The sequence below is a fragment of the Clostridium thermobutyricum DSM 4928 genome, from assembly GCF_002050515.1.
Classification (GTDB): domain Bacteria; phylum Bacillota; class Clostridia; order Clostridiales; family Clostridiaceae; genus Clostridium; species Clostridium thermobutyricum.
In genome coordinates this window covers 1-24348 of the sequence record NZ_LTAY01000040.1, presented here as the reverse complement: position 1 = coordinate 24348, position 24348 = coordinate 1, and the positions used below count along the sequence as shown (strand labels likewise).

Genomic DNA, 24348 nt, shown 5'->3' with positions numbered 1-24348 from the left:
ATAAATATTAATTTAAATAGGATTTTTTATATAAACTGAATATTATTTTAAATTTAAATATATTTTCTAATTAGAAATATATAAGTTAAAAAAATAATAGTTAAATAATAAAAAAAAATAGGATGAATTAAATATTTTCATTATGAGCGTAAGTAAATTTAAACGTAAGAAAATCTAAATATATTTTATATGTAATTTTTTCTATTATAAAGTTTAATAATGTATAAACATGTTTTTAAATTTATTGGAGGGTTTATAAATATGTATTATAATTAAAATGTTTTGAAAATTTTTTAATTACATTAAAATTTATATATTTTGGAGGAGAATGATGAAAAAAGTTAATAACAGAAGAAAAAAAGCTGCAATAGCAATTTCAGCAATAGTATTATCTAGTATGATGTCACCAGCTGTATCTTCTTTTGCTGACACAATACCAGCTAATACTAATAATACTACTAACAAGGTGACAACAAACTACATGCCTGTTGTAAAGGCTCAGAATAATTCAACAAAAACACAAAAGGACTCAGAGGCTAAAGTAATAGGCGCTGCATTAACTTCAAAGACAGATTATGCAGATGGACAAGTTGTAGTAAATTCATTACATACTCAAAATATAAATTTTGATGGAGAGTATTCTAAAACATTTACTACAAATGGAGCTACTGTACCTAATGGATATAAAGTAGTTAAGACTACTATAAATGGAGTTGAAGTTCCAAATGTTACAACTTACAGAATTAATTCTGATAAAAATGTACAAGTTGTAGATAATAATGGACAAGTTCAAAAGGAAATTAAAGGACTTCATGAGCAAGGTAAAGATGTACAAGTAGTTTATACAGTAAGTAAAATAAAAGAATCAAATAAAAAAGAGACAAAACAAGTACAACAACATAAACAAGTACAACAACCAAAACAAACAGATAAAAAAATTAATGAAGCTCAACTTCAACAGTTAAGAGCTACAAATTTTGCAGCAATAACAAATGAAAACTTACCAATCAGAGCATTAGTAACACCAAATATCTATACAAATGTTCAATATTCTCAAACATTAGATGAATATGTTGCTGGAGAAATACAAAATTATATGGCTTGTCTAGGAGTTTCAAGTTTAAGTCAATCTCAAATACAAGAATTAACTAATGCAATAAATCCAGAAGATTCAAAAGTTATGTATCAATTCTTAAAAGTTAATACTTTTAGAAATGTAAATGAACAAGCTTTAGCTAACTTACTTCAAGGTAAAGGAGTATTTTCTGGACAAGCTCAAGCATTTATAGGAGCAGCTAGAAAATATAATCTTGACCCAGTATACTTCTTATCTCAATCAGCACTTGAAACTGGATGGGGTACAAGTAACTTTGCAAATGGGATTACAATAACTCAAATAGCTAATACAAATGCACCAATTTATAATAGTAATGGTGTTATAGTTGGATACCAAATGATTAATTTACCACATCCAACTACAGTTTATAATTTATATGGAATAGGTGCTTATGATGCAAATGCTAGTTTCCCAAATAAAACTACTATTTTAGGAACTACTTATGCATATAATCATGGATGGACAAGCATTTCAAATGCCATTTATGGAGCAGCACAATTCTTATCAGTTAACTATATTCATAATACAAATATAGCTCAAAATACACCTTATGAATTAAGATATATAAATGCCCCAAATGATGATATGTGGCATCAATATGCATCAGATATTCATTATGGATCTTTAATAGGTTCTATAATTGAACAAAATAAATGGGTTTATGCACCAGGAGATACATTTACATTTGCAATTCCTCAATTTGCATCTTCAAGCTCTTCAGGAATGAAAACTGTAAATGAAACTGGGAATGTAAATGTAAATCCAGGTTCTTCATTAAATGTTAGAAGTGGAGCTTCTACATCTGATTCAATTATAGGTTCATTACAAGCAGGAACTCAAGTTACTATAATAGGAAAAGTAAATGGATGGGATAAAATAGTATATAACGGCGGAGTTGGATATGTTTATGCAGAATATATAAATAATGTTCAAACAAATACTCCAAATAGTGAAATAAATGTAACTCCACTAAATATGAAAGGTGTTATTGACTTTAGTGGTGGACCATTTACTTATATAACTTCAAGACCAGATTGGAATAATTCAGGAGTAGGTTCATTATATAATGGAACTGAAGTAACTATAACAGGAGAATATGGAAGTTGGTATAGAATAAATTATAATGGTGGTTCAGCTTGGGTTTGCAAAGATAGAGTAGATACACAAATAAAATCTTTAAACATGCAAGGAATAGTAGATTTTAGTGGTGGACCATTTACTTATATAACAAGACAACCAAACTGGAATAATTCAGGAGTAGGTTCACTATATAATGGAACTGAAGTAACTATAACAGGAGAGTACGGAAATTGGTATAGAATAAATTATAATGGTGGTTCAGCTTGGATTTGTAAAGATAGAGTAGATACACAAATAAAATCTTTAAATATGCAAGGAATAGTAGATTTTAGTGGTGGACCATTTACTTATATAACAAGACAACCAAACTGGAATAATTCAGGAGTAGGTTCATTATATAATGGAGATGCAGTAACTATAACAGGAGAGTACGGAAACTGGTATAGAATAAATTATAATGGTGGTTCAGCTTGGATTTGCAAAGATAGAGTAGATACAAATATAAAAACTTTAAATATGCAAGGAACAGTAGATTTTAAAGGTGGACCATTTACTTATATAACTTCAAAACCAAATTGGAACAATTCAGGAGTAGCTCCATTATATAATGGAACTCAAGTAACTATAACAGGAGAATTCGGAAACTGGTATAGAATAAACTATAAAGGTGGTTCAGCTTGGATTTGTAAAGATAGAGTTCAAACAATGCCAACTTCAGGTGTTGTAAACTTTGGTGGAGGAGATTTCACTTATATAACAAGACATCCAAATTGGGATAATGATGGAGTAGGGTCTTTATATAATGGTACTGAAGTAAAAATAATTTCAGAATCAGGTTCTTGGTATGAAATAGATTATAATGGAGGAACTGCTTGGATTTGCAAAGATAGAGTAGATACATCAGGAAACTTCCTTATGAATAAAGTAGGAACTGTAGATTTTAAAGGTGGACCATTTACTTATATAACAAGACATCCAAATTGGAATAATGATGGAGTAGGTTACTTAAATAATGGAACTAAAGTAACTGTAACAGGTCAACTTAATGGATGGTACAGAATAAACTATAATGGCGGTTCTGCTTGGATTTGTAAAGACAGAGTAAGTTTTAATTAATATAAAAAAGATGAGTGTCTAAAGTGATTATATATACTTAAGACACTCTTTTTTATTATATAATTAGTGGAATATAGGAGTTTTACACTCCATGTTTGGTTATAAGATATTTAAAGAATAGTATTATTACGCAGTAATATTTTGAACTATAATAATACTCTTTATTCATGGTAAAATTTAGTTTGCGACTAAATACTTATTTAAATTTGTTCCAATTATTATGCTTCCAAATAAGCTAACACAAAATATTATTAGTATATTGAAATATGAATTTGTATTTTTAGTAAATAAAATCAAACTTAATAAAGTCAGTAAAAAACCAAGAAAAAATTGCATTAAAAATGAAATTCTTAAATAAGTAGCTTTATTTATAACTTTTCGTTTAATATTAAGCCTTTTCTTTTGAAGCTTCTTTCCAATATAACTAGTGAAAATTAGGAAATTTGATAATGTAACAGAGCTCTTTATAATAGCTATAAATGGTACAAGTATAAAAGAAAAAGCCATTATTAATGCTAAAGCGTACATAAACATTAAGATACCTCCTAACAGTTATTAATATAAATATATTCAAAAAAATTAATTACGATTACAATTAAAATTAAAAAGAAAAATAATTAATTATTTAAGTAAAGGAGAAATATAATATTACGATATATATATTATATTTTAAGATTTAGGTGTAAAATAGTTAATGAAAACATTTAAATTGAGATAAATATTTATTTAATAAGAGGGGGGATTAATATTGTTTATGGAAACGATTCCTAAAGAGTTCCAAAAAATAAGGGGGGATAATAATGATAGTTGTAGAGAATTTAAGTAAGGATTTTAAAATTAAAATTAAAGGGGAAGGATTGAAAGGAGCAGTAAAAGGATTATTTAGTAACAAATGTGAAATTAAAAGTGCTGTAAAAGATATATCTTTTACAATAAATGAAGGAGAAATTGTTGGATATATAGGTTCTAATGGAGCAGGAAAATCAACCTCTATAAAAATGATGACAGGAATTTTAACACCTACTAAGGGAAGAGTTATTGTAAATGGGAAAATTCCATATGAAGATAGAGAAAATAATGCTAAAGATATAGGAGTAGTATTTGGACAAAGAACTCAATTGTGGTGGGATATTCCTCTTAGAGAGACTTTTAAAATTTTAAAAGTAATTTATGATATTAATGATGATGAATTTAAAGAAAAAATGAAATTTCTAAATGATATTTTAGAGCTAGAAGAATTCATAGAAAGACCTGTTAGAACACTTTCTTTAGGACAAAGAATGAGAGCAGATATTGCAGCTTCTTTAATTCATGGGCCAAAGGTTTTATATCTAGATGAGCCTACTATAGGGCTTGATGTAGTTGTTAAAGAAAAAGTTAGAGATGCTATAAAGCTTTTAAACGAAAGATATAACACAACAGTAATATTAACAACTCATGATTTAAGTGATATTGAGGAACTTTGCAGTAGAATAATAATTATTGATAAAGGAATGAAGCTTTATGATGGAACTTTAGAAGATATAAAAAATAAGTTTGGGTCTGATAAAATTTTAAATATAAAAATTAAAGAGCATATAGAAAATAAATTAAATATAAATGAGATGCTTAATTTAAGTGAAGAAGATTTACAAGAAGAAATAAAAGACAAAGAGATAATAATAAAATTTAATAAAAATAAGACAACCTCATCAGAGATTATTAGCAAAATAATTGATAAAGTAAATATTATAGATTTTGCAATAAAAGAAACTACTCTTGAGGAAATAATAAAGAAAATATATAAAGATGAGGTGTAAATATGAGTATTTGGGAAAAGAACAAAATATATTTAGCCTTTTCTATAGGAAGTTTAAAAAGAAGTATGGCATATAAAACTAATATATATATGGGTACCATAGGAAATATATTAATAGTTAGTGTTACATTTTTTCTATGGAAAGCTATATATAGTAGCTCTTCAAAAGGTGTTATGAATGGATTTAACATAAATGATATGCTTGTATACGTGATGATAACATTTGTAATATCTTTAATAACATTTTCTGATTGTAAATTTATTGTAGGGGATGAAGTTCGTGATGGTTCTATAGCAATGGAACTTATAAAACCTATAAATTATAGAAAAAGAGTTATGTTTATGAACTTTGGTGTGTTTATGTATAATTTTATATTTCTATTTTTACCAGGGTTTATAATAGTTACGGCATATTCTTTCTATAAAGGAATACACATAGGAATTATGCAAATTATATTATTTTCAGTAAGCATATTTTTAGGATTTTTAATAAATACTTATTACAGCTACATGTTTGGTCTTTTATCATTTAAATTTTATAATATTTGGGGCATAAGCCAAATTGCACAGGCTATAGTTATGCTTATTTCAGGATCTTTAATACCTCTAACTTTCTTTCCAAGTATAATTGCACAAATATTTAGTATATTACCTTTTAGTTCAATAATATATACTCCAGCTATGATATATTTAGGAAAATACAGTACATTTGATTCAATAAAAGCTATAATAATTCAACTTATATGGGTTTTTATAATGTTTGTTTTATCAAAATTAGTTTGGAATAGATTAGCTTATAAATTGACTATACAAGGGGGCTAAAATAATGAAGAGATATTTATATGTGTATAAATGCTTTTTAAAGCAATATTTAAAAACTTTAATGGAATATAGAGAGGATTTTTTATGTGGACTTTTTGGGTTTTTATTAATTCAAGCTACATCTCTTATTTTTATAAATTTAATATTCAATAATATACCATCTTTAAAAGGGTGGACTTTAAATGAGATTTTATTTATATATGGTTTTTCTCAAATTCCAAGAGGAATAGACCATATATTTACTGATTATCTTTGGATGTTTAGTGGAGGATCTATTGTTAAGGGAGAAGTAGATAGATATCTTTTAAGACCTTTAAATCCATTATTTCAAGTTATAGCAAATAGATTTCAACCAGATGGGTTTGGAGAGCTTATAATAGGATTTATTCTTGTAATATATTCAGGAATGAAATTAGGATTAAAAGTTAATTTTATTATGATTATAGCCTTTATAATTGCAGTTATAGGAGGAGTATTCATATATACAGGGGTAAAGCTTATAACAGCTTCAATGGCTTTTTGGATTAAAAATAGTTTTCAATGTGTTAGGATGGGATATGAACTTGGAGGATTTGCAAAATACCCTGTTAGTATATATCCAGGAGGAATAAGAGGAATCTTAACATTTATAGTTCCATTTGCTTTTACAGGATATTATCCAGCTGCATATATGCTTAATAAAGAGTCATTCTTTAAAGGAATTATCTTAACATTTATAGTAGGAGTAATATTTATTGGTGTTTCATATTGTGTTTGGCTTAAGGGATTATCAGCTTATGAAAGCTCAGGAAATTAGAATTAGTATAGTAGATTATTTTATAGATTTAATACAATTTATTTTAAGATACTTTAGATAAATATTGTTTTTAATTTTAGTTATATATAGTTTATTTATAATAATTTCTTATTTAATATGATTAAAACGTTTTAGTATATATAAAAATTAAATTAAGAAATAAAAATTGAATAGATAGAAAAAAGGCCGTAAATAGAACATAATGTGAAATTTACGGCTTTTATTTTAGAAGATTTATTATGAATAAAAAGTTAATTTTTTAAATAAGATAGTCTTTTATTTAGTTAAATTGATAGATATATGCATAGTTTGGTTAATAAAAAATTAATTTTTTCACTATTGATTAACAATATAATACAAATTACCATTATATTAAGAAAATTTTGTAAAAAGGGGGTAAAGTGAGATAATAAAATGTTTCACTAAAGAATAATGCATAAGATAATTACTAAAAGATACATAAGAGAGATTGTCAAAAGAGACCTAGATAAAGTAAGTGAAGAATCGTTAAGACAAGTTCTTGAGATGAAAAATATTCCTTTTAATAAAAACTGTAGCAGAGAAGCAATGATAGCAATGATTTTTCATCACAAGATTAATCTTTGGTATGTTTATTTAAAATCTAAACATGAATTTTTTGGGGTAAATGAATATGAGATTTTAAAAATTTTAGATGTAGATAAAATTATATTAGAAAAATTAGAAGCAGAAAAAATAATAAATGTAGCATATTATAAAGATAAATATATTGATGGGGAACTTTTTAGAGAAAAATATTACTTATTAGAAGATATATATAATACCTCGAGAGAAAAAATTAATTCTTTCAAAAATAAAAATAAATTAATTAGAAGTGCAGTGAATGTGAGAGTACCTGAAAAAAAAGAAAATCATATTAAAAAGGCACTTAAAAATAGACTTTTAGATGCTTATAAAAATTATGAATACTGGGAAGGGTTACTACTAGATGATAAATATGTAATTGTATTTATACAAACTACAGGTAGAAATTCTAAAGTTGATGAAATATTAGATATTGGAATTATAGATACTAATGGAGTTATACTTTACAATTCAACTTTTAATATAAACAAAAGAATTAGTGATGATACTTATATGATAAAGGGTGTAGATAAGGAAATTTTAAATAATAGTCCAAGCTTTAAAGATAGTATTGAAGAAATTGCAAAAGTATTAGAGGGAAGAGTAATTTTAAATTATAATTCTGAGTTTATAGATGGAATAATGAAAAATAACGGATATAATTATGAGATTAAAAGTGTATGTTTAATGAAATCATATATGAAATATATACATAGCAGGTATATAATAAGATTTAAGAGAGCTTTAAATATGCAAGGAATTAATCAAGATGAAAGAGAAACGAAAGCTTTGACTGGTTGTTTTGATACTTTACAACTAATAGAATCAGTAGTAATGGAATGTAAAGAAAATATAGAAGAGCTTGAAAACAAGATAAGTAAAATATCATAGACTTAAATAAGAGTAAGAGTATAATCTTACTCTTATTTTTTAGAATATAATAAAATTTGAACAAATGGAAAACAAAATAAAAAAGATATATTTTTATAAAAAAACTGTTAAATTAGCTAATTGTCAAGGATATTATACAATAAAAAATCAATAAAACACTTAATAAATATAAACAATTTTTTAATGTGGTAAATGGCTCATTGTAAATGTTTACTTTAATTGCTATAATTCTAATTGGAAACGTTACCTAAATAAATTAATATTTAGATTTTTTTATGAAACAAGGGGAATAGTAAATTTTTAATAATTAAATTGAACTAATTTAAATAATAATTACTTCATTATGAAATCTAGATATTAAAAGCGTTCCACTAAAATAAAAGAGGGGGTTTTTTAAACATGGGTAAGAAAAAAATAATACCTATAATAATCGTTATTGCAATTATAGTTGTTGGTGTTGGATATTTCGCATTTGGGTCTAACAACAATAGCAAAACTTTAACTGTATGGTCTTATTTAACTAAACCAGAAGTTGAAGCATTACAACCAATAGCTGATAAATGGGGTGAAGAACACCACATGAAAGTTGAATTGGTTTATTCTCAACCAAATTTCCAAGAAGGTATGCAAGCAATGAAGAGTCCTTCAGGGCCTGATGCTATCTTTGGTATTCCAAATGATAATATTGGTACTTTCGTTAAAGCCGGTCTTTTATCAGAACAACCTAAAGATTTAATCCCATCAGATAAATTCCATTCAGAAGCATTATTAAAAGCAGGTAATGTTGATGGAGTTCAATATGGTACTCCAATCGCTGAAGGAACTGTAGCTTTATTCTATAATAAAAAATTAGTTAAAGATGTTCCAACAACTATGGAACAATTAGTTAAAGAAGCTAAAAAAGTTGGATTTGAATATCCAATTACTAACTTCTACTACTCATATGGATTTATAGCTGCTAATGGTGGTTATGTATTCAAAGATAATGATGGAAAACTTGATCCAAATGATATTGGACTTGCTAATTCTGGTGCAATAAAAGGATATGAATTCTTAAATTCATTAGTTAAAGATGGATTAATAAATTCAAGTGTAACTGCAAATATTGCTAAAGCTGACTTTGAAGCTGGAAAAGTTGGATTCTATATTTCAGGACCATGGGATGTTCCATCATTTAAATCTAATAAAGACTTAGATTTTGGTGTTGCTAAACTTCCAACTTTAGATGGAAAATCAATTCCAACATTCTCAACTGTTCAATTAGCTGTTGTTAATAAAAATTCTAAAAAAGCTGCAGATGCTTGGAGTTTAATTAAATACTTAGATGAAAATGGACAAAGTGTACTATTATCAGTTGGTAACAGAATTCCTGTATTAAAATCAGCTGATACTACAGAAGCTGCTAAAAATGATCCATATTTAAAAGCATTTGAAGCTCAAGCTAAAGTAGCTCAATATATGCCAAATATTCCAGAAATTCAAGCTATGTGGGAACCAGCAGGAAACAACTTACAATTATTAATTGAAGGAAAATTAACTCCTAAAGAAGCTGCTGATAACACAGTTAAACAAATGGAAGCTGGTATAAAACAACAATAATAAAGTAATTAAATTTAAATTAAATCTCCAAGCTTTTTTAAAAGCTTGGAGAATTTAAAAAAATTATTAAAGGAGCAGATGGACATGAAGAAGGCTAAAGGGGACACTTTACTAATAAAACCAGTTAGAGAAAATGGACAAGCAGCTAAATATTTAGGTCCCGCATTAATTTCTATAACAATCTTATCATTATTACCTATACTTTATACAATATATATTTCTTTTACAAATTACACTATATATACACAAGGCTCAGCTAAATTTACTGGACTACATAATTATATAGAAGTTTTAACAGGTCCTTTTAGTAAAATATTTTTACCTGTATTTGGTTGGACAATAGTTTTTGCACTTGTTTCAACATTTGGATGTTTCTTTGTTGGATTAATACTTGCAATGCTATTAAATAACTCACACATGAAAGAAAAAGGATTTTATAAAGGATTATTAATAATACCATGGGCACTTCCAGCTACAATAGCAACTTTATCATGGCAAGGACTTTTAAATACAGCATATGGTGCTATTAATACACTTTTATTAAATCTACACATTATAAGTACTCCAATTCCATGGCTTACAAATCCAGAATGTGCAAGAGCAGCCGTACTTTTTGTAAACGTTTGGCTTGGATTCCCATTTATGATGTGTGTATGCTTAGGAGCTTTATCTTCAATTCCTAAAGTTTATTATGAAGCCGCAAGTATTGATGGAGCAAGTAGATTCACTCAATTTAGAAAAATAACTTTACCTGCACTTGCAAAAACTGCATATCCATTACTTATTTCAAGTTTCGCATTCAATTTTAATAACTTCAATACTATTTATCTAATCACAAAAGGACTTCCACCTAGAGTATCTACTCAATGGGCTGGTTATACAGATATACTAGCATCAAGTATTTATAAGTTAGCAGTTAACTTTGGTAAATATAATATAGGTGCAACACTAAGTGTACTTGTATTTATTATAGTAGGTACAATTTCATTTATTCAAATGAAAGCTTCAGGTCAATTTGAGGAGGTTGATTAATGATGAGTAAAAAAGAAAAAACAGTTTACAAAGAAAAGCGAACTTCATATGAAACAAGAAGCTTATGGATTAGCAGAATAATAGTTTGGATATTTATTTTAATTGTAATATTTCCAGTAATTTCAGTAATAGGTTCTTCACTTGCAAAAGGGCAAGTATTCGTACAAACAACACTTTTCCCAAGTCAAATAACTTTTGATAATTATATAAATGTAATTAAAAATACTAATTTCTTAATTTGGTTTAAAAATTCAATGATTATATGTGTAATAGTTTCATTAGTTCAATTAGGATTATCAATGACAGCAGCATTTGCTTTCTCTAAATTAAGATTCTCAGGTAGAAAATATGGATTAATGTTTCTTTTAATACTTCAAATGTTTCCAGGAATTATGACTATTCCAGCAATATTAAAATTTGCTTACAGTGCACAATTAATGGATCATATGTGGGCATATATACTTTTACTTTGTGGTGGTAGTGCATTTAATATTTGGCTTTTAAAAGGTTATATGGATGGAATTCCAAATGAACTTATTGAGGCTGCAAAAGTTGATGGAGCTTCAACATGGGATATATTCTCAAAAATATTACTTCCACTTTCAAGAAATATGGCAGTAGTAATATTCTTATTCACTTTTATTTCAACATATAGTGAATATGTATTTGCATCAGCACTATTAAAATCACCATCACATTATACAATTACAACAGGATTACAAAGTTTTATAACTAATAATTTCTCAGCTAACTGGACTCAATACTCAGCAGCTGCAGTTATGGCATCGATTCCACTTGTAATAATGTTTGCATTTAGTCAAAAGTATATAGCAGAAGGACTTATTGCAGGTTCAGTAAAAGGATAAAATTAGGACAGTTATTAAAAAAGCATTATACCTTAGGAGGTTACAATTATGGCAGGATTAAGTTTAAAAAATATATGTAAAATTTATAGTAATGGATATGAAGCAGTAAAGGACTTTAATTTAGAAATAGAGGACAAAGAATTTATAGTCTTTGTAGGGCCATCAGGATGTGGTAAAACTACTACTTTAAGAATGATTGCAGGGCTAGAACAAATAAGCAAAGGTGAGCTTTGGATTGGAGATAAACAAGTAAATGATGCTCTTCCAAAGGATAGAGATATAGCAATGGTATTTCAAAATTATGCATTATATCCTCATATGAGTGTTTATGATAATATGGCATTTGGATTACAACTTAGAAAAGTGCCAAAAGAAGAAATTGATAAAAAAGTTAAAGAAGCAGCTAAAATACTTGATATTGAACATCTTTTAGATAGAAAGCCAAAAGCACTTTCAGGAGGACAAAGACAAAGGGTTGCAATGGGAAGAGCTATTGTAAGAAATCCTAAAGTATTCTTAATGGATGAGCCATTATCAAACCTTGATGCAAAGCTTAGAGGTCAAATGAGAATAGAAATTTCTAAACTTCATAGAGATTTAAATACAACATTTATATATGTAACACATGACCAAACAGAAGCAATGACACTTGGAACAAGAATTGTTGTTATGAAAGATGGAGAAGTTCAACAAATAGCTAGTCCAAAAGAAATATATAATAATCCAGCAAATATGTTTGTTGCAGGATTTATAGGAAGTCCTCAAATGAACTTTTTATATGGAGAATTAACTTCAAAAGAAAATGGTAAATTTATATCAGTTCAAGGTTCTAAGGAAGTTAAACTTTCTGATTGGCAAATTGAAAAAGTTAAAAGCTTTGGAAGTAAAGATGGACAAGTTTTAGTTGGAATAAGACCAGAAAAAATACAATATGGGGATGAACACAATATTCCAAAGGACTCTTGTATAGAATTTAATGGAACACTAGACCTTATAGAAAATCTTGGTGGAGAAATTTGCCTTCATGTAACAATAGGTAAAAAAACAGTTGTCTTAAAGAAACATGGTGAAACTGAAATGATGGTTGGAGATAAAATAGATTTAAGAATAAATATAAATGATATTCATGTATTTGATGAAGAAAATCAAGTAACTGTATTTTAAATAATCATTATTTTAAGTAACATATATATTTTAAATAAATGCTAAATCTTTGAGAAGACCTTTACAAAGAAATAGTTTAACTATAAGCTAGTAATAAGAGCTTTTATTAATAACAAAGAGGTAGTAAATATATGAACATAAAAGATATAGCTAAAATGGCCAATGTTGGTGTTGGAACTGTTTCGAGGGTTTTAAATAACCATCCAAATGTAAAAGAATCAACTAGAAAAAAAGTTATGGATGTAATAAATGAAATAAATTATATTCCAAATAATAGTGCAAGAAATTTAAAACAAACAAAAAATAACTCTAGAGCTATTGGAGTATTAATAAGAGGAGTATTTAATCCATTTTTCTCTCAAATGGTAGATACTATAAATAAAAAGATAACAGAGGCTGGTTATACCATGATACTTAGACAAAATGACTATGCAAGATCTGGAGATGATGAAGTTCGTAATCTTATAGCACTAGGAAAGGAAATAAGGCTTCAGGGACTTATTTACCTTGGGTGTAATATTGATGAGATTAATGAGGAAACTTTTAAAGATATAAATGAACCTCTTGTATTAATATCAGGAAGTAAGAGTTATAAAAAAGATAAAGTTAATAATTTTTCATCTGTTGGAATAAACCAAATAGATTCAGCAAAAATGGCTGTAGATCATTTAATAAAAAAAGGTTGCAAAAAAATTGCGATAATTCTTGGTACAAAAGATGAATCAATTATTGATAAACAAAGATTTAAAGGATATAAAAAAATATTATCAGAAAATAAAATAGAGTTTAATGAGAATTTAATTGCATATGGGGAATATACTTCATTAGGTGCTTATGAAGAAACTAAGAGAATATTAAGTACAAATAATGATGTAGATGGTGTTTTTTGTACATCAGATATAATGGCAATTGGAGCAACAAAGGCAATTTTTGATTTAGGATTAAAGGTTGGAAAAGATGTTTCTATTGTAGGATTTGATGGAATGGACATGGTTAAGTTTTATAATCCAAGTATTACTACTGTAGTTCAGCCAAGAGATGAAATGGCGAGCTTAGGAGTTGATATTTTAGTAGACTTAATTAAAAACAAAAGTGAACATAAGCATATAGAATTAAAAACAGAACTTTTTGAAGGAGATTCTTAAAAATAACTGTCTTAGATATAGAGGTTTAATCTCTATACTCTAAGATGAAGTTTGTAGGGGGAAAGAATATGAAAAAGAGAAGTAGTGGAATATTAATGCATATATCATCACTTAACAATAATTTTGGAATCGGTTCATTTGGTGATGAAGCATATGAATTTGTAGATTTTCTAGTAGAAAGTGGACAAAAGTATTGGCAAATACTACCTTTAGGACACACAAGCTATGGGGATTCTCCCTATCAATGTTTTTCAGCTTTTGCAGGAAATCCTCATTTTATAAATTTTTCAATATTAAAAGATAAGAGATTATTAAAAGAGGAAGATTTTAAAGATGTAGATTTTGGTTCTGATGAAGAAATAATAGATTATGGAAAAATTTTTGAAAATAGAAAACCAATTTTATATAAAGCATATGAAAATTTTAAATTAAATAAAGCTAGAGATTATGATTACTTTATAGAGAAAAATAGGTTTTGGTTAAAAGATTATGCAGAATATATGGCGATAAAAGATAATCAAAATTTAGTGGCTTGGACTGAATGGCCAGAAAAGCTAAGATTACGAGATGAGGAAATTTTAAATAAATATAGAGAAAAATTAAAAGATGAAATAGAATTTTATTGTTTTATTCAATATGAGTTTTTTGAACAATGGACAAGCTTAAAAAATTATGCAAATTCAAACGGAATAAGAATAATAGGAGATTTACCAATATATATTGCTGGAGATAGTGCAGATATGTGGGTTAATCCAGAAATGTTTAAAGTTAATGAAGATATGAGAGCTAAATTTGTAGCAGGATGTCCACCAGATTGTTTTGCAAAAACTGGTCAGCTTTGGGGAAATCCAATTTATGATTGGGAGAAGATGGAGAAAGACGGATTTAAGTGGTGGATAACTAGAATAAAGGAAAGTTTAAAGCTTTATGATGTTATAAGACTTGACCACTTTATAGGATTTAATAGCTTTTGGCAAATACCAGCTGAAGATGAAACAGCTGAAAATGGAAAATGGATTAAAGGTCCTGGATTAAAACTTTTTGATGAAATAAAAAAAGAGCTTGGAGAAGTCAATATTATTGCAGAAGATTTAGGAACTGTAACAGAAGAATTTTTAAAATTTAAGGAGAAAACAGGATTTCCAGGAATGAAAGTAATTCAATTTTCATTTGGAGAAGGAGATTCTGAAAGCTTACCACATAATGCAGAGAAAAATTCAGTTTCTTATGTTGGAACTCATGATAATGAAACAGCTAAAGGTTGGTATTTAAATAATTTAGACACTAATGAAGGAATTAAAGCTAAAGATTATTTAGATATAAGAGAAGGAGATAACATAGGATTTAAATTTATAAGAGGAAATATGTCATCTCATAGCAATATAGCAATAATGACCATGCAAGATATTTTAAACTTAGATAATAAAGCTAGGATGAACACACCTTCAACTCTAGGAGGAAATTGGTGCTGGAGAATTAAAAAAGGAGCATTAACAAAAGAACTTGCAGAAAAAATTTACCATTTAACGAAATTATATGGGAGAGTGTAAAAATGAAAGAGCTAATTAAAGAAGGTTTAAAAAGACAATTAAAAATAAAATATGGAACAGATATTGAACATGCAAATAAAGGTGAAATATTTAGTAGCCTTTCAACAGCTTTAATGGAAACTATAATAGATGATTGGAATAACACTACACAGCTTTATAGAGAAGGAAAACAAGCGTTTTATTTATCTGCTGAATATTTAATGGGAAGAGCACTTGGAAACAATCTTATAAGTCTTAAGCTATATGATGAAGTAAAAGAGCTTTTAGAAGAGTTAAATGTAGATTTAAATGCTATTGAGGAAGCAGAAGAAGATGCGGCACTTGGTAATGGTGGGCTTGGAAGACTTGCAGCTTGTTTTATGGATTCAGCAGCAACTATGGAAATTCCACTAAGAGGTTATGGAATAAGATATTCAAATGGATTATTTAAACAAAACTTTAAAAATGGGTTTCAATATGAAACAGCTGATAATTGGTTAACTTATGGAGATCCATGGAGTATAAGACGTGAAAAGGAAAAAGTTATAGTACATTTTAATGGAATGGATGTTTATGCAGTTCCTTATGATACACCAATTATAGGATATGATAGCAAGAATATAAATACATTAAGACTTTGGAAATGTGAGCCAATAGAAAGCTTTGATTTTAATGTGTTTAATTCTGGTAGATTTGATGATTCTGTATTATTAAAAAATAAAGCAGAACATATTTCAAGAGTTCTTTATCCAAATGATGATACAAGAGAAGGAAAATTATTAAGACTTAAACAACAATATTTCTTAGTAAGTGCTTCAATTCAAGATATAATAAAAGAATTTGAAAATCTTCATGGTACTGATTATAGTGAACTTACTAAATATGCTGCAATTCAATTAAATGACACTCACCCAGTTTTAGGAATACCAGAGCTTATAAGAATTTTAGTTGATGAAAAACAAGTAAAAATAGATAAAGCTATAGAAATTGCAGAAAAGATTTTTGCATATACAAACCATACAATATTAGCTGAAGCATTAGAAAAATGGAATGTAGAATTTATAGAAGAATTATTCCCAAGAATTTTAGAAATCATAGAAGAAATTGATTTAAGATTTATAAAAGAATTAGTTGAAAAAGGATATTCTAAAGAAGAAATAAATGAGTTTAGAATAATAAATGATAAACAAGTGAGAATGGCAAACTTAGCTATTCACATAGGATTTGCTGTAAATGGAGTTGCTAAGCTTCATACAGATATATTAAAAGACATAGAACTTCATAATTGGTATGAGCTTTACCCAGATAAGTTCCAAAACAAAACAAATGGGATTACACCAAGAAGATGGATAAGACTTTGTAATAAAGAGTTATCAAGCTTTATAACAGAGCTTATAGGAGATGAATCTTGGGTTAAAGATTTAAGTAAGCTTAAAACTTTAGAAAAGTATGCTGATGATAAAAAAGTCCTTGATAGATTTATGAATATAAAGAAAGAAAAGAAGGTTCAATTAGCTAAATATATTAAAGAAGCTAGTGGAATTGATATAAATCCAGATTCTTTATTTGATATACAAGTAAAAAGGCTTCATGAATATAAGAGACAATTATTAAACACATTATATGTTTTAGACCTTTATTACAGAATAAAAGAAAATCCAAGCTTAGATATTCCTAAAATAACATTTATTTATGGGGCAAAAGCGTTCCCAGGGTATAGAAGAGCAAAAGCAATAATTAAGTTTACAAATGATGTAGCAAATCTTATAGATAATGACCCAGTTGTTAAAGATAAGATAAAGATTGTATTTGTAGAAAATTATAGAGTTTCATATGCAGAAAAATTGTTCCCAGCAGCTGATATATCAAAACAAATCTCAACAGCAGGAAAAGAAGCTTCAGGAACAGGAAATATGAAATTTATGCTAAATGGAGCCCCTACTTTTGGAACAATGGATGGAGCAAATGTTGAAATTGTAAGAGAAAGTGGAGAAGAAAACAACTTTATCTTTGGATTAACAGTTGAAGAAATAGAAAACATAAGAGGAAAATACAGCTCAAAAGAATATTATGAAAAAAATAAAGATATTAAGAGAGTTGTAGATTCATTAATAGATGGAACATTTGATGATGAAGGAACAGGGTTTTACAAAGACCTTTATAAATCATTAATTGAAGAAAATGATCAATATCTTTTACTTGCTGATTTCGAAGCATTTAAATTAGCAGAAGAAAGAGTATTTAAAGCTTATAAATATAGCGAAAAATGGGCTAAAATGTGCTTTATGAATACTTGTAATGCAGGAATATTCTCATCAGACAGAACTATTCTTGAATATGCAAAAGACATTTGGAACATTAAGCCTATTCAAAATAAATAAAATTAATTACAAAAACTCACTTTCATTTGAGGGTTGTTTGGGTTTTGAGAATGAGATAATATAAAGTAAATCTATACAAAAATAGTTCTCTAGAAATAGAGAACTATTTTTTATAATTTAAATAATAAAGTATCTAAATTATAAATTTTCTTTATATTTAATAATATTTAAAATATTTGGCTTTATATGTATGATAATATGATAAAAAGAGTCTTTTGCAAATAGATTTAGATAAATTAAATTATATAAATTTTAATTAAAAAGGATAATAGTTATTTAAAAAATAATTATTATGTTAATTTATATTATAAGATTTAAAATTTTAGTTTAGAAAATTTATAATGGAGGTAAAACAGATGAAAAAAATCGGTATAATTATAATAGTTTTAATTTGTTTAGGTTCACTAGGATATGTTACATATGAATATTTAAGTTCAAATGTCAAATCATCTATAGCAAGTAGTAATAATTATTTAGCAAATGGGAATTATAAAAAAGCTGTTGAAGCAATGCAAGATGTATTTGCTATAACAAGTTCTCAAAGACAAGCTATTGAAAATCAAGAAATAGTATTAAGAAATTATGATAATATAGCTATACAATTAAATGGTGCAATAAATTATGCAAATAATGAACAATATGGACCAGCACTAGAAATATTAAATACATTGCATACAGATAATAAGTATTTAAATAATAAAATACAAAACATTACAGAGCTTTGTAATAGCAGCTATCCTTTTCAAATATATGAAAATGGAGAAAAAGCTTTAGAATATGGGAACTTATATGAAGCAGATAAATATTTAGAGCAAGAAGAGGAGCTATATCCTAATAGCCAATTTGCACAAGCGCTTACTTATGATACAACTCATAATACACCTAGAAGCTATAGTAATCTTAATATTAAAATACAACAAAGAAGTTATACATTGGCTAATGTTGAAGAGTAGAGAAAAGAATATTTTAATAAAAATAGTTACCTGAAATTAGGTAGCTATTTTTTTATTAACATTAAGAGTAATAATTAAAGAAGAAGTTTTGTGAGAGTATAAATATACTAAAATTTACAATAATAAAAATAGAAAAACACGAAATATACAATAAATATGCATAAAATAATATATTTTATTGAAAGAAGTATACTTAAAGCTAAATCTAAATGATTTAATTAAGCATACTTCTTTCATTTTTACATACTAAAATAAATTTTTAACAATAAAAAATATAAAAAATGAATTTAAATTATTAATTACTTTCAAAAAAATATTAATAAAGAGTAAAATAATGTATTCTTATATAATTTTAAAAAATGCATTATTATACATAAGGCTATAACTTAAATTAATGATTTAATAAAAAAAACGAAATGTTTTATTAATCTGATTAAAAATAAAAACAAATTAATAAAATAAAAATTTTATAATGCTCTTTTAATAGAATTTTAATTTATGCATAGTTGATTATTAAATGAATTCAGTATATCATACTAAATAAGAAATTTCTGAACATTTGATAAAACTTTAAATTTATTTATTCGGAATTATACGAATGAAAGAATTAATTAACGAAAGAAAAAATTAAGAAAGGAAGATGAGGCTAATGAAAGACAATAGTTTAAACAAAGGTGAATATGCAGAAGAAATAGAAGAAAATATAGAAGAGAAAGCAGGAAAAAATAATAAAGTTGCTAAAATTGGATTTTGGTCTTTTGTAGCAATGATATTTATGACTTGCTATGGTCTTGGAAATGGTCAACAAATCTATTATCAAATGGGTTATGCAGCTATTACTTACGTTATTATTGGTGTAGTGTTATTTTTTATTCCTTATACATTTATGGTATCTGAAATGAGTTCTGCATTCCATGATGAAAAAGGTGGAATATTTTCTTGGATGAGAAATTCTGTAGGAATAAAATTTAGTACTGTTGGGGCTTTTCTTTGGTATATTTCAGCAGTTATTTGGTGGTTTAGTACTAGTTCTATATGTATCACATTATCAACAATGATTTTCGGTAAAGATGAATCTGAAACTTGGCATTTATTTGGATTAAGTAATACTGGAACAACAGCAATAATAGGTGTTATTTGGTTTATTATAATAGTATTTTTCTGTAGTAGAGGAATAAAGTCAATTTCAAAATTAGCTAATATCTCAATGCTCGTAACAATTCTTATGCACATAATAGTTTTAGGAGGAGGTCTTTTAGTATTCTTCTTAAATGGTGCACACTTCGCTCAACCTTTTGATTATACAGGAATCCATTCTTTATTTATGGGGCCTAACAAATCTTATGATACTCCTATAGCAGCTCTTGCTTTCTTAGTATTTGCTATATTTGTACTAGGAGGAATGGAAGCTAGTGGAGGTCTTATTGATAAAGTTAAAAATCCTAAAAAAAATGTTCCAAAAGCTATGATTCTTTCAGGAATTATAATAGCAATATTATATGTTGCAATAGTAATTATAACTGGGATGGTAATCAATTGGAAAACAACTTTTAGCAATCCAAATGTTAATCTTTTTAATTATGCAATTTACATAGTACAACAACAATTCTTTGAGTTAGGAAGAGAATTAGGAATGTCAGTTCCAGCTTCAATTGCATTAGGACAATGGGTAAATAGAATTACAACTTGGGTAACATTTATATCAATGCTTAATTTACCTTTAATGCTATATTATCCAATAAAACAAATATTTGAAGGAGTTCCAGAAGGAATGCTTCCAAAATTCTTAACTAAAAAGAATAAGCGTGGAATTACTGCAAATGCTTTATATGTACAAGCTGCCATAATTATTATAGCAATGCTTTTAATAGGCTTTGGAGGAAATGTTGCAAATACAGTTTATAATAACTTAACTTTTATGGTAACAATAACAACTTCAATTCCATGGGCATTTATAGTATTTGCATACATAAAATTTAAGTTAAATGACAACATAAAAAAAGAATATCAATTCTTTAATAAAAAATGGGGAGTAATAGTTGGAAGTATAACATTTGTAACTTTAGTTTTTGCAGATGTATTTTCAATAATACAACCATTTATAGAGCATAATTATCAACAAGCTATATGGATTCTTTCAGGACCAATAATATTTGGTTTAATAGGATTTATACTAGCAGTAAATTACTTAAGAAAACAAAAACAAAATTTAATTTAGAAAATTAACTTTTATCCACAGAATAATTTAGATAGATTTAAAAAAATATAAGTATAAAAAATAAAAATATTTCATATCAACTAACAATTATTATTAAGATATTATTAATTTTAATAAATAAAGTTGATTAAATTAATCTGAATTGATATTCTATATTTAAAGAAATAATTAAAGGGTTGGTGATTTAAATGAAAAATTTTTCAAATGAATTAAAGTCTAGAACAAAAAATATGCATAAGGCTTCTGAAAGCACAGGATTTATTAAGAGGCTTCAATCAGGAAAAGCTGATGAGAAAAGTTATGCAGAATACATACTTAATTTACTTCCAGTATATGAAGCAATTGAAAATAGTTTAGATTCATTAATTGAGAATGAAAGAATAGCACCATTAGTTACAAAAGAACTTTATAAATCAGAATTAATTAAAAAAGATATAGAATTTATTTTAGGTGATGAAGCTAAAAATATAGAATTACTTGAATCAACAAAAGCATATGTTAAGAGAATTGAAGAAATGAAAAATAGTAATCCTATTGGAGTTGTTGCTCATGCATATACAAGATTTTTAGCAGACCTTTTTGGTGGAAGAACTTTTGCAGAAATGCTTAAAAATGATTATAAAATCGCAGATGAGGGATTAAATTATTATAACATGGATGGTATTGGAGAAATAATGCCTTATGTTATGGGATACCACGGAAAACTTGCAAAACTTAATTTAACAGACGAAGAAATTGAAAACTTTATAAATGAAGTAGGAAATTCATACATTTACAATACAGGAATTTCAACAGAACTTGAAGTTAAATTATTTTAATAATAAATAAATATATAAATTTTAAAAAGATTAGGTCTTAAAGGCTTAATCTTTTTTTATTAAAAATTAATTGAAGATAAACTACGGAATTATTTATTTAAAGAAAAATAAATAATATAAGCTAATATTATTTATAAATAGATGTATTTAAACAGTAAAATACCTAGCATAAGGGAGAGGGGGAACTCATAACTTATACTAGGTATTGTTAAGATTAATTTATTTAAAACTTAAGCCTAACTTTACGGTTAGGATTGATGGGGATATGTTTAAATTATTGACCTAATTAAAAAAAATATACACTTTATTCCAAAAAAATTTTATTAATATTTAAAAAGCCATTTTTAAGGTGTTTTATATGAAAATTTGCTGACTTTTTAATCAGAGTTTAATGAAAAATAAGACTTTATTTTAATTTTTAAACTAGAAAAACTAACAATTAAGAACTTTATAAAAATTACAATATTTAAGAAGCTAGTTATATAATTTAAATAAAAGAATAAATATAAATGTGATGAACTCCTTTAAAGTAATAATATCTAAATAAATTAAGTGAAAAAAGTGGTATCAAAATCGAACTTTTTATCAACTTAGACTGTGCATAATTATAAATTTTATGCACAGTTTTTTTCTTTTTTTAAAATTTATAAAATTAGGGGAGATAAGTATATATGTTTATCATTTTCGATAGTATAATATTAATAAACAATCCAAAGAGGGGTGATATTATGTATACTAAAGAAAAAAGTAATATAGAATACATTGCAAATAAGACAAGGAGATGCTTAAAAATACAGAGTAATAAAATTGATATTTATTCAGTAATAGATAAATTAGATATTAAATTACAAAAGTCTAATTATGTACCAAAAGCATCATTTGGAAGAATTAAAAGAGTAAAAAATTCCTTTGTTTTAAAATTACCCGCTAACTTAACAGAATGTCAACAGCGTATATATATAGCAAAAGAAATTGGACATTTATTGTTACACTTAGGATATAATATAGAAAATAAGGATATTAGATATACAAGAAAGATTGAATTTGGTAAAATTTCATTATTTGAATTACAAGAGCAAGCTAAATTTTTTTCTTATGCTTTTTTGCTACCTAAAGCTGAATTAAAAGAAGTATTAGAAAAAAATATAATTAGCATAGGAGATACAATTAATTATAATTTTGAGACTGTTGCTAAAGAATTCGGGTTAGAAGAAAGATTTGTTAAAGATAGAATAAAACTATTAGAGAGTGAATAAAATTTCATTTTAAATTCTTAAAACTCAATAGATAAGTTTAATTTTAGAAAAGGTGTATAATGTATCTAGAATAAGAAAATTATTTTGTTAGTTATAGAAAATAAGATTATAATTTTACAAAACTTTAGAATTATTAAATAGCAATATAGGAGAAAAGATGAATAGAGAAACAAAAATAGCATTAAAAGGAATAATAGTAAGAGAAGATAAAGTGTTGGTTGCTAAAAGAGCACTTACAGATAAAATTGGAGCAGGAAACTGGGAAGTCATAGGTGGAAAGCTTGAGTTTGGAGAAGATACAGAGACTTGTCTTAAGAGAGAAGTAAGAGAAGAAGTAAATTTAGAAATCGATATAGAAGGTATAATTTATGCAAAAAATGTAGTAATAGATGAAGAAACTCAAATGTTTCTTGTAGTTTATTTATGCAGATATAAAGAGGGTGAAGTAAAGCTATCAGATGAGCACACTGATTTCAAGTGGGTAAATAAAGAAGAATTAAAGAAAATAATAAGTCCAGAAATAAGAAAAGATTTTGAAGATAATGAGGTGTTTGAGCTTTTAAGCTAAATGTAGGAGGCTTAAAATGAGAAAAATAATAATTATTATATTAATCATAGCTGGAATTATAATAGTAGCTTTACCTTCAATGCCAGTCCCAATAGGAAATATAACATATAAAGATTGGGCAGAAAGTTTATTAGTTTTGATAATTACTTTTATATTTATAAAGATAGGTAATAGAAAACATTCAAAGGACAAGAAATAAAATTTAATTTTTAAGAAGAAATTTTATGAGGTGAAAAATGAAGAAAAAATTAAGGAAACTTTTTTCACTCATAATTTTAATTATAGTAGTAATATTATTAGTAATATCATATCTTCCTATAACAACAGGGGATTATTCAGTTAAGAAGTTAATATATAGTTTAATAGGATTAATAGTCATTATAATTATGAGTGTATATGAAAAGAGAATTAAGTTAAGAAAAAAGTTTTAGAAAAGTTGAATCAATTTTGATTCAACTTTTTTTATTATTACATATTTGAATTATAAAGAAGAGAATTATATTAATTTTATTTAGGGATTAAAGAATTTATTACTTTAAATAAGTGAATTATTAAATTATTATAAAAAAAAGAAAAATATGTATAAATTATTATAT

General features: G+C 26.3%; 20 protein-coding genes. 19 read left to right on the top strand and 1 reads right to left on the bottom strand.

Annotation, left to right across the window (positions count from 1 at the left end):
• The first annotated feature begins 331 nt into the window (after nucleotides 1-331).
• On the top strand, nucleotides 332-3313 hold the full coding sequence (locus CLTHE_RS08515) for an SH3 domain-containing protein (RefSeq protein WP_158082692.1): 2982 nt from the start codon (nucleotides 332-334) through the stop codon (nucleotides 3311-3313).
• Between the two features lie 177 nt (nucleotides 3314-3490).
• On the opposite strand, the gene CLTHE_RS08510 is transcribed toward CLTHE_RS08515, so the two are convergent.
• The gene (locus tag CLTHE_RS08510; RefSeq protein ID WP_080022878.1) at nucleotides 3491-3847 is read right to left on the bottom strand and encodes a hypothetical protein; all 357 of its coding nucleotides are present in this window, start codon (nucleotides 3845-3847) and stop codon (nucleotides 3491-3493) included.
• Nucleotides 3848-4113: 266 nt separating this feature from the next.
• On the opposite strand from CLTHE_RS08510, the gene CLTHE_RS08505 reads away from it, so the two are divergent.
• The 18 genes from CLTHE_RS08505 to CLTHE_RS08420 all read left to right on the top strand — a co-directional run bounded on the left by CLTHE_RS08505 (nucleotide 4114) and on the right by CLTHE_RS08420 (nucleotide 24183).
• Nucleotides 4114-5112: an ABC transporter ATP-binding protein gene (locus tag CLTHE_RS08505; protein ID WP_080022877.1), complete on the top strand. Its 999-nt coding sequence runs from the start codon at nucleotides 4114-4116 to the stop codon at nucleotides 5110-5112.
• Between the two features lie 2 nt (nucleotides 5113-5114).
• Nucleotides 5115-5933 carry an ABC transporter permease gene (locus CLTHE_RS08500; protein WP_080022876.1) on the top strand — a complete coding sequence of 273 codons (819 nt, stop codon included), beginning with the start codon at nucleotides 5115-5117 and terminating at the stop codon, nucleotides 5931-5933.
• Between the two features lie 4 nt (nucleotides 5934-5937).
• Entirely contained in the window at nucleotides 5938-6729 is a 792-nt protein-coding gene (locus CLTHE_RS08495) for an ABC transporter permease (protein ID WP_080022875.1), read from the top strand.
• Nucleotides 6730-7161: 432 nt separating this feature from the next.
• A complete protein-coding gene (locus CLTHE_RS08490; protein ID WP_080022874.1) occupies nucleotides 7162-8223 on the top strand; it encodes an exonuclease domain-containing protein in 1062 nt (353 codons plus the stop codon).
• Nucleotides 8224-8622: 399 nt separating this feature from the next.
• A complete protein-coding gene (locus CLTHE_RS08485) occupies nucleotides 8623-9822 on the top strand; it encodes a sugar ABC transporter substrate-binding protein (RefSeq protein ID WP_080022873.1) in 1200 nt (399 codons plus the stop codon).
• An 84-nt stretch (nucleotides 9823-9906) separates the two neighbouring features.
• Nucleotides 9907-10854 (top strand): carbohydrate ABC transporter permease, encoded by a 948-nt coding sequence (locus CLTHE_RS08480; protein ID WP_002599348.1) that lies wholly within the window; start codon nucleotides 9907-9909, stop codon nucleotides 10852-10854.
• A gap of 2 nt (nucleotides 10855-10856) precedes the next feature.
• A complete protein-coding gene (locus CLTHE_RS08475) occupies nucleotides 10857-11720 on the top strand; it encodes a sugar ABC transporter permease (RefSeq protein ID WP_080022880.1) in 864 nt (287 codons plus the stop codon).
• 48 nt (nucleotides 11721-11768) lie between these two features.
• Nucleotides 11769-12884, top strand: coding sequence for an ABC transporter ATP-binding protein (locus CLTHE_RS08470; protein WP_080022872.1), 1116 nt, complete (start codon nucleotides 11769-11771; stop codon nucleotides 12882-12884).
• Nucleotides 12885-13015: 131 nt separating this feature from the next.
• On the top strand, nucleotides 13016-14029 hold the full coding sequence (locus CLTHE_RS08465) for a LacI family DNA-binding transcriptional regulator (protein WP_080022871.1): 1014 nt from the start codon (nucleotides 13016-13018) through the stop codon (nucleotides 14027-14029).
• A gap of 68 nt (nucleotides 14030-14097) precedes the next feature.
• Nucleotides 14098-15579: a 4-alpha-glucanotransferase gene (gene malQ, locus CLTHE_RS08460; protein ID WP_080022870.1), complete on the top strand. Its 1482-nt coding sequence runs from the start codon at nucleotides 14098-14100 to the stop codon at nucleotides 15577-15579.
• A 2-nt stretch (nucleotides 15580-15581) separates the two neighbouring features.
• Nucleotides 15582-17939, top strand: coding sequence for a glycogen/starch/alpha-glucan phosphorylase (locus CLTHE_RS08455; protein WP_080022869.1), 2358 nt, complete (start codon nucleotides 15582-15584; stop codon nucleotides 17937-17939).
• 356 nt (nucleotides 17940-18295) lie between these two features.
• A complete protein-coding gene (locus CLTHE_RS08450; RefSeq protein WP_080022868.1) occupies nucleotides 18296-18892 on the top strand; it encodes a hypothetical protein in 597 nt (198 codons plus the stop codon).
• 649 nt (nucleotides 18893-19541) lie between these two features.
• The gene (gene yjeM, locus CLTHE_RS08445) at nucleotides 19542-21110 is read left to right on the top strand and encodes a glutamate/gamma-aminobutyrate family transporter YjeM (RefSeq protein WP_080022867.1); all 1569 of its coding nucleotides are present in this window, start codon (nucleotides 19542-19544) and stop codon (nucleotides 21108-21110) included.
• Nucleotides 21111-21298: 188 nt separating this feature from the next.
• Nucleotides 21299-21928, top strand: coding sequence for a biliverdin-producing heme oxygenase (locus CLTHE_RS08440; protein ID WP_002599331.1), 630 nt, complete (start codon nucleotides 21299-21301; stop codon nucleotides 21926-21928).
• Nucleotides 21929-22656: 728 nt separating this feature from the next.
• On the top strand, nucleotides 22657-23184 hold the full coding sequence (locus tag CLTHE_RS08435) for an ImmA/IrrE family metallo-endopeptidase (protein WP_158082691.1): 528 nt from the start codon (nucleotides 22657-22659) through the stop codon (nucleotides 23182-23184).
• A 157-nt stretch (nucleotides 23185-23341) separates the two neighbouring features.
• Complete coding sequence (locus tag CLTHE_RS08430; protein ID WP_080022865.1) at nucleotides 23342-23752, top strand: NUDIX hydrolase; 411 nt, start codon at nucleotides 23342-23344, stop codon at nucleotides 23750-23752.
• A 16-nt stretch (nucleotides 23753-23768) separates the two neighbouring features.
• Nucleotides 23769-23951, top strand: coding sequence for a hypothetical protein (locus CLTHE_RS08425; protein ID WP_080022864.1), 183 nt, complete (start codon nucleotides 23769-23771; stop codon nucleotides 23949-23951).
• 37 nt (nucleotides 23952-23988) lie between these two features.
• Nucleotides 23989-24183 (top strand): hypothetical protein, encoded by a 195-nt coding sequence (locus tag CLTHE_RS08420; RefSeq protein WP_080022863.1) that lies wholly within the window; start codon nucleotides 23989-23991, stop codon nucleotides 24181-24183.
• Nucleotides 24184-24348 lie beyond the last annotated feature (165 nt).

Coding starts and splice junctions, on each gene's coding strand:
- CLTHE_RS08455 (WP_080022869.1), top strand. CDS start 15,582: ATGAAAGAGCTAATTAAAGAAGGTTTAAAAAGACAATTAAAAATAAAA.
- CLTHE_RS08480 (WP_002599348.1), top strand. CDS start 9,907: ATGAAGAAGGCTAAAGGGGACACTTTACTAATAAAACCAGTTAGAGAA.
- CLTHE_RS08435 (WP_158082691.1), top strand. CDS start 22,657: ATGTATACTAAAGAAAAAAGTAATATAGAATACATTGCAAATAAGACA.
- CLTHE_RS08440 (WP_002599331.1), top strand. CDS start 21,299: ATGAAAAATTTTTCAAATGAATTAAAGTCTAGAACAAAAAATATGCAT.
- CLTHE_RS08490 (WP_080022874.1), top strand. CDS start 7,162: ATGCATAAGATAATTACTAAAAGATACATAAGAGAGATTGTCAAAAGA.
- malQ (WP_080022870.1), top strand. CDS start 14,098: ATGAAAAAGAGAAGTAGTGGAATATTAATGCATATATCATCACTTAAC.
- CLTHE_RS08450 (WP_080022868.1), top strand. CDS start 18,296: ATGAAAAAAATCGGTATAATTATAATAGTTTTAATTTGTTTAGGTTCA.
- CLTHE_RS08420 (WP_080022863.1), top strand. CDS start 23,989: ATGAAGAAAAAATTAAGGAAACTTTTTTCACTCATAATTTTAATTATA.
- CLTHE_RS08475 (WP_080022880.1), top strand. CDS start 10,857: ATGAGTAAAAAAGAAAAAACAGTTTACAAAGAAAAGCGAACTTCATAT.
- CLTHE_RS08500 (WP_080022876.1), top strand. CDS start 5,115: ATGAGTATTTGGGAAAAGAACAAAATATATTTAGCCTTTTCTATAGGA.
- CLTHE_RS08510 (WP_080022878.1), bottom strand. CDS start 3,847: ATGTTTATGTACGCTTTAGCATTAATAATGGCTTTTTCTTTTATACTT.
- CLTHE_RS08505 (WP_080022877.1), top strand. CDS start 4,114: ATGATAGTTGTAGAGAATTTAAGTAAGGATTTTAAAATTAAAATTAAA.
- CLTHE_RS08425 (WP_080022864.1), top strand. CDS start 23,769: ATGAGAAAAATAATAATTATTATATTAATCATAGCTGGAATTATAATA.
- CLTHE_RS08470 (WP_080022872.1), top strand. CDS start 11,769: ATGGCAGGATTAAGTTTAAAAAATATATGTAAAATTTATAGTAATGGA.
- CLTHE_RS08465 (WP_080022871.1), top strand. CDS start 13,016: ATGAACATAAAAGATATAGCTAAAATGGCCAATGTTGGTGTTGGAACT.
- CLTHE_RS08515 (WP_158082692.1), top strand. CDS start 332: ATGAAAAAAGTTAATAACAGAAGAAAAAAAGCTGCAATAGCAATTTCA.
- CLTHE_RS08485 (WP_080022873.1), top strand. CDS start 8,623: ATGGGTAAGAAAAAAATAATACCTATAATAATCGTTATTGCAATTATA.
- CLTHE_RS08495 (WP_080022875.1), top strand. CDS start 5,938: ATGAAGAGATATTTATATGTGTATAAATGCTTTTTAAAGCAATATTTA.
- yjeM (WP_080022867.1), top strand. CDS start 19,542: ATGAAAGACAATAGTTTAAACAAAGGTGAATATGCAGAAGAAATAGAA.
- CLTHE_RS08430 (WP_080022865.1), top strand. CDS start 23,342: ATGAATAGAGAAACAAAAATAGCATTAAAAGGAATAATAGTAAGAGAA.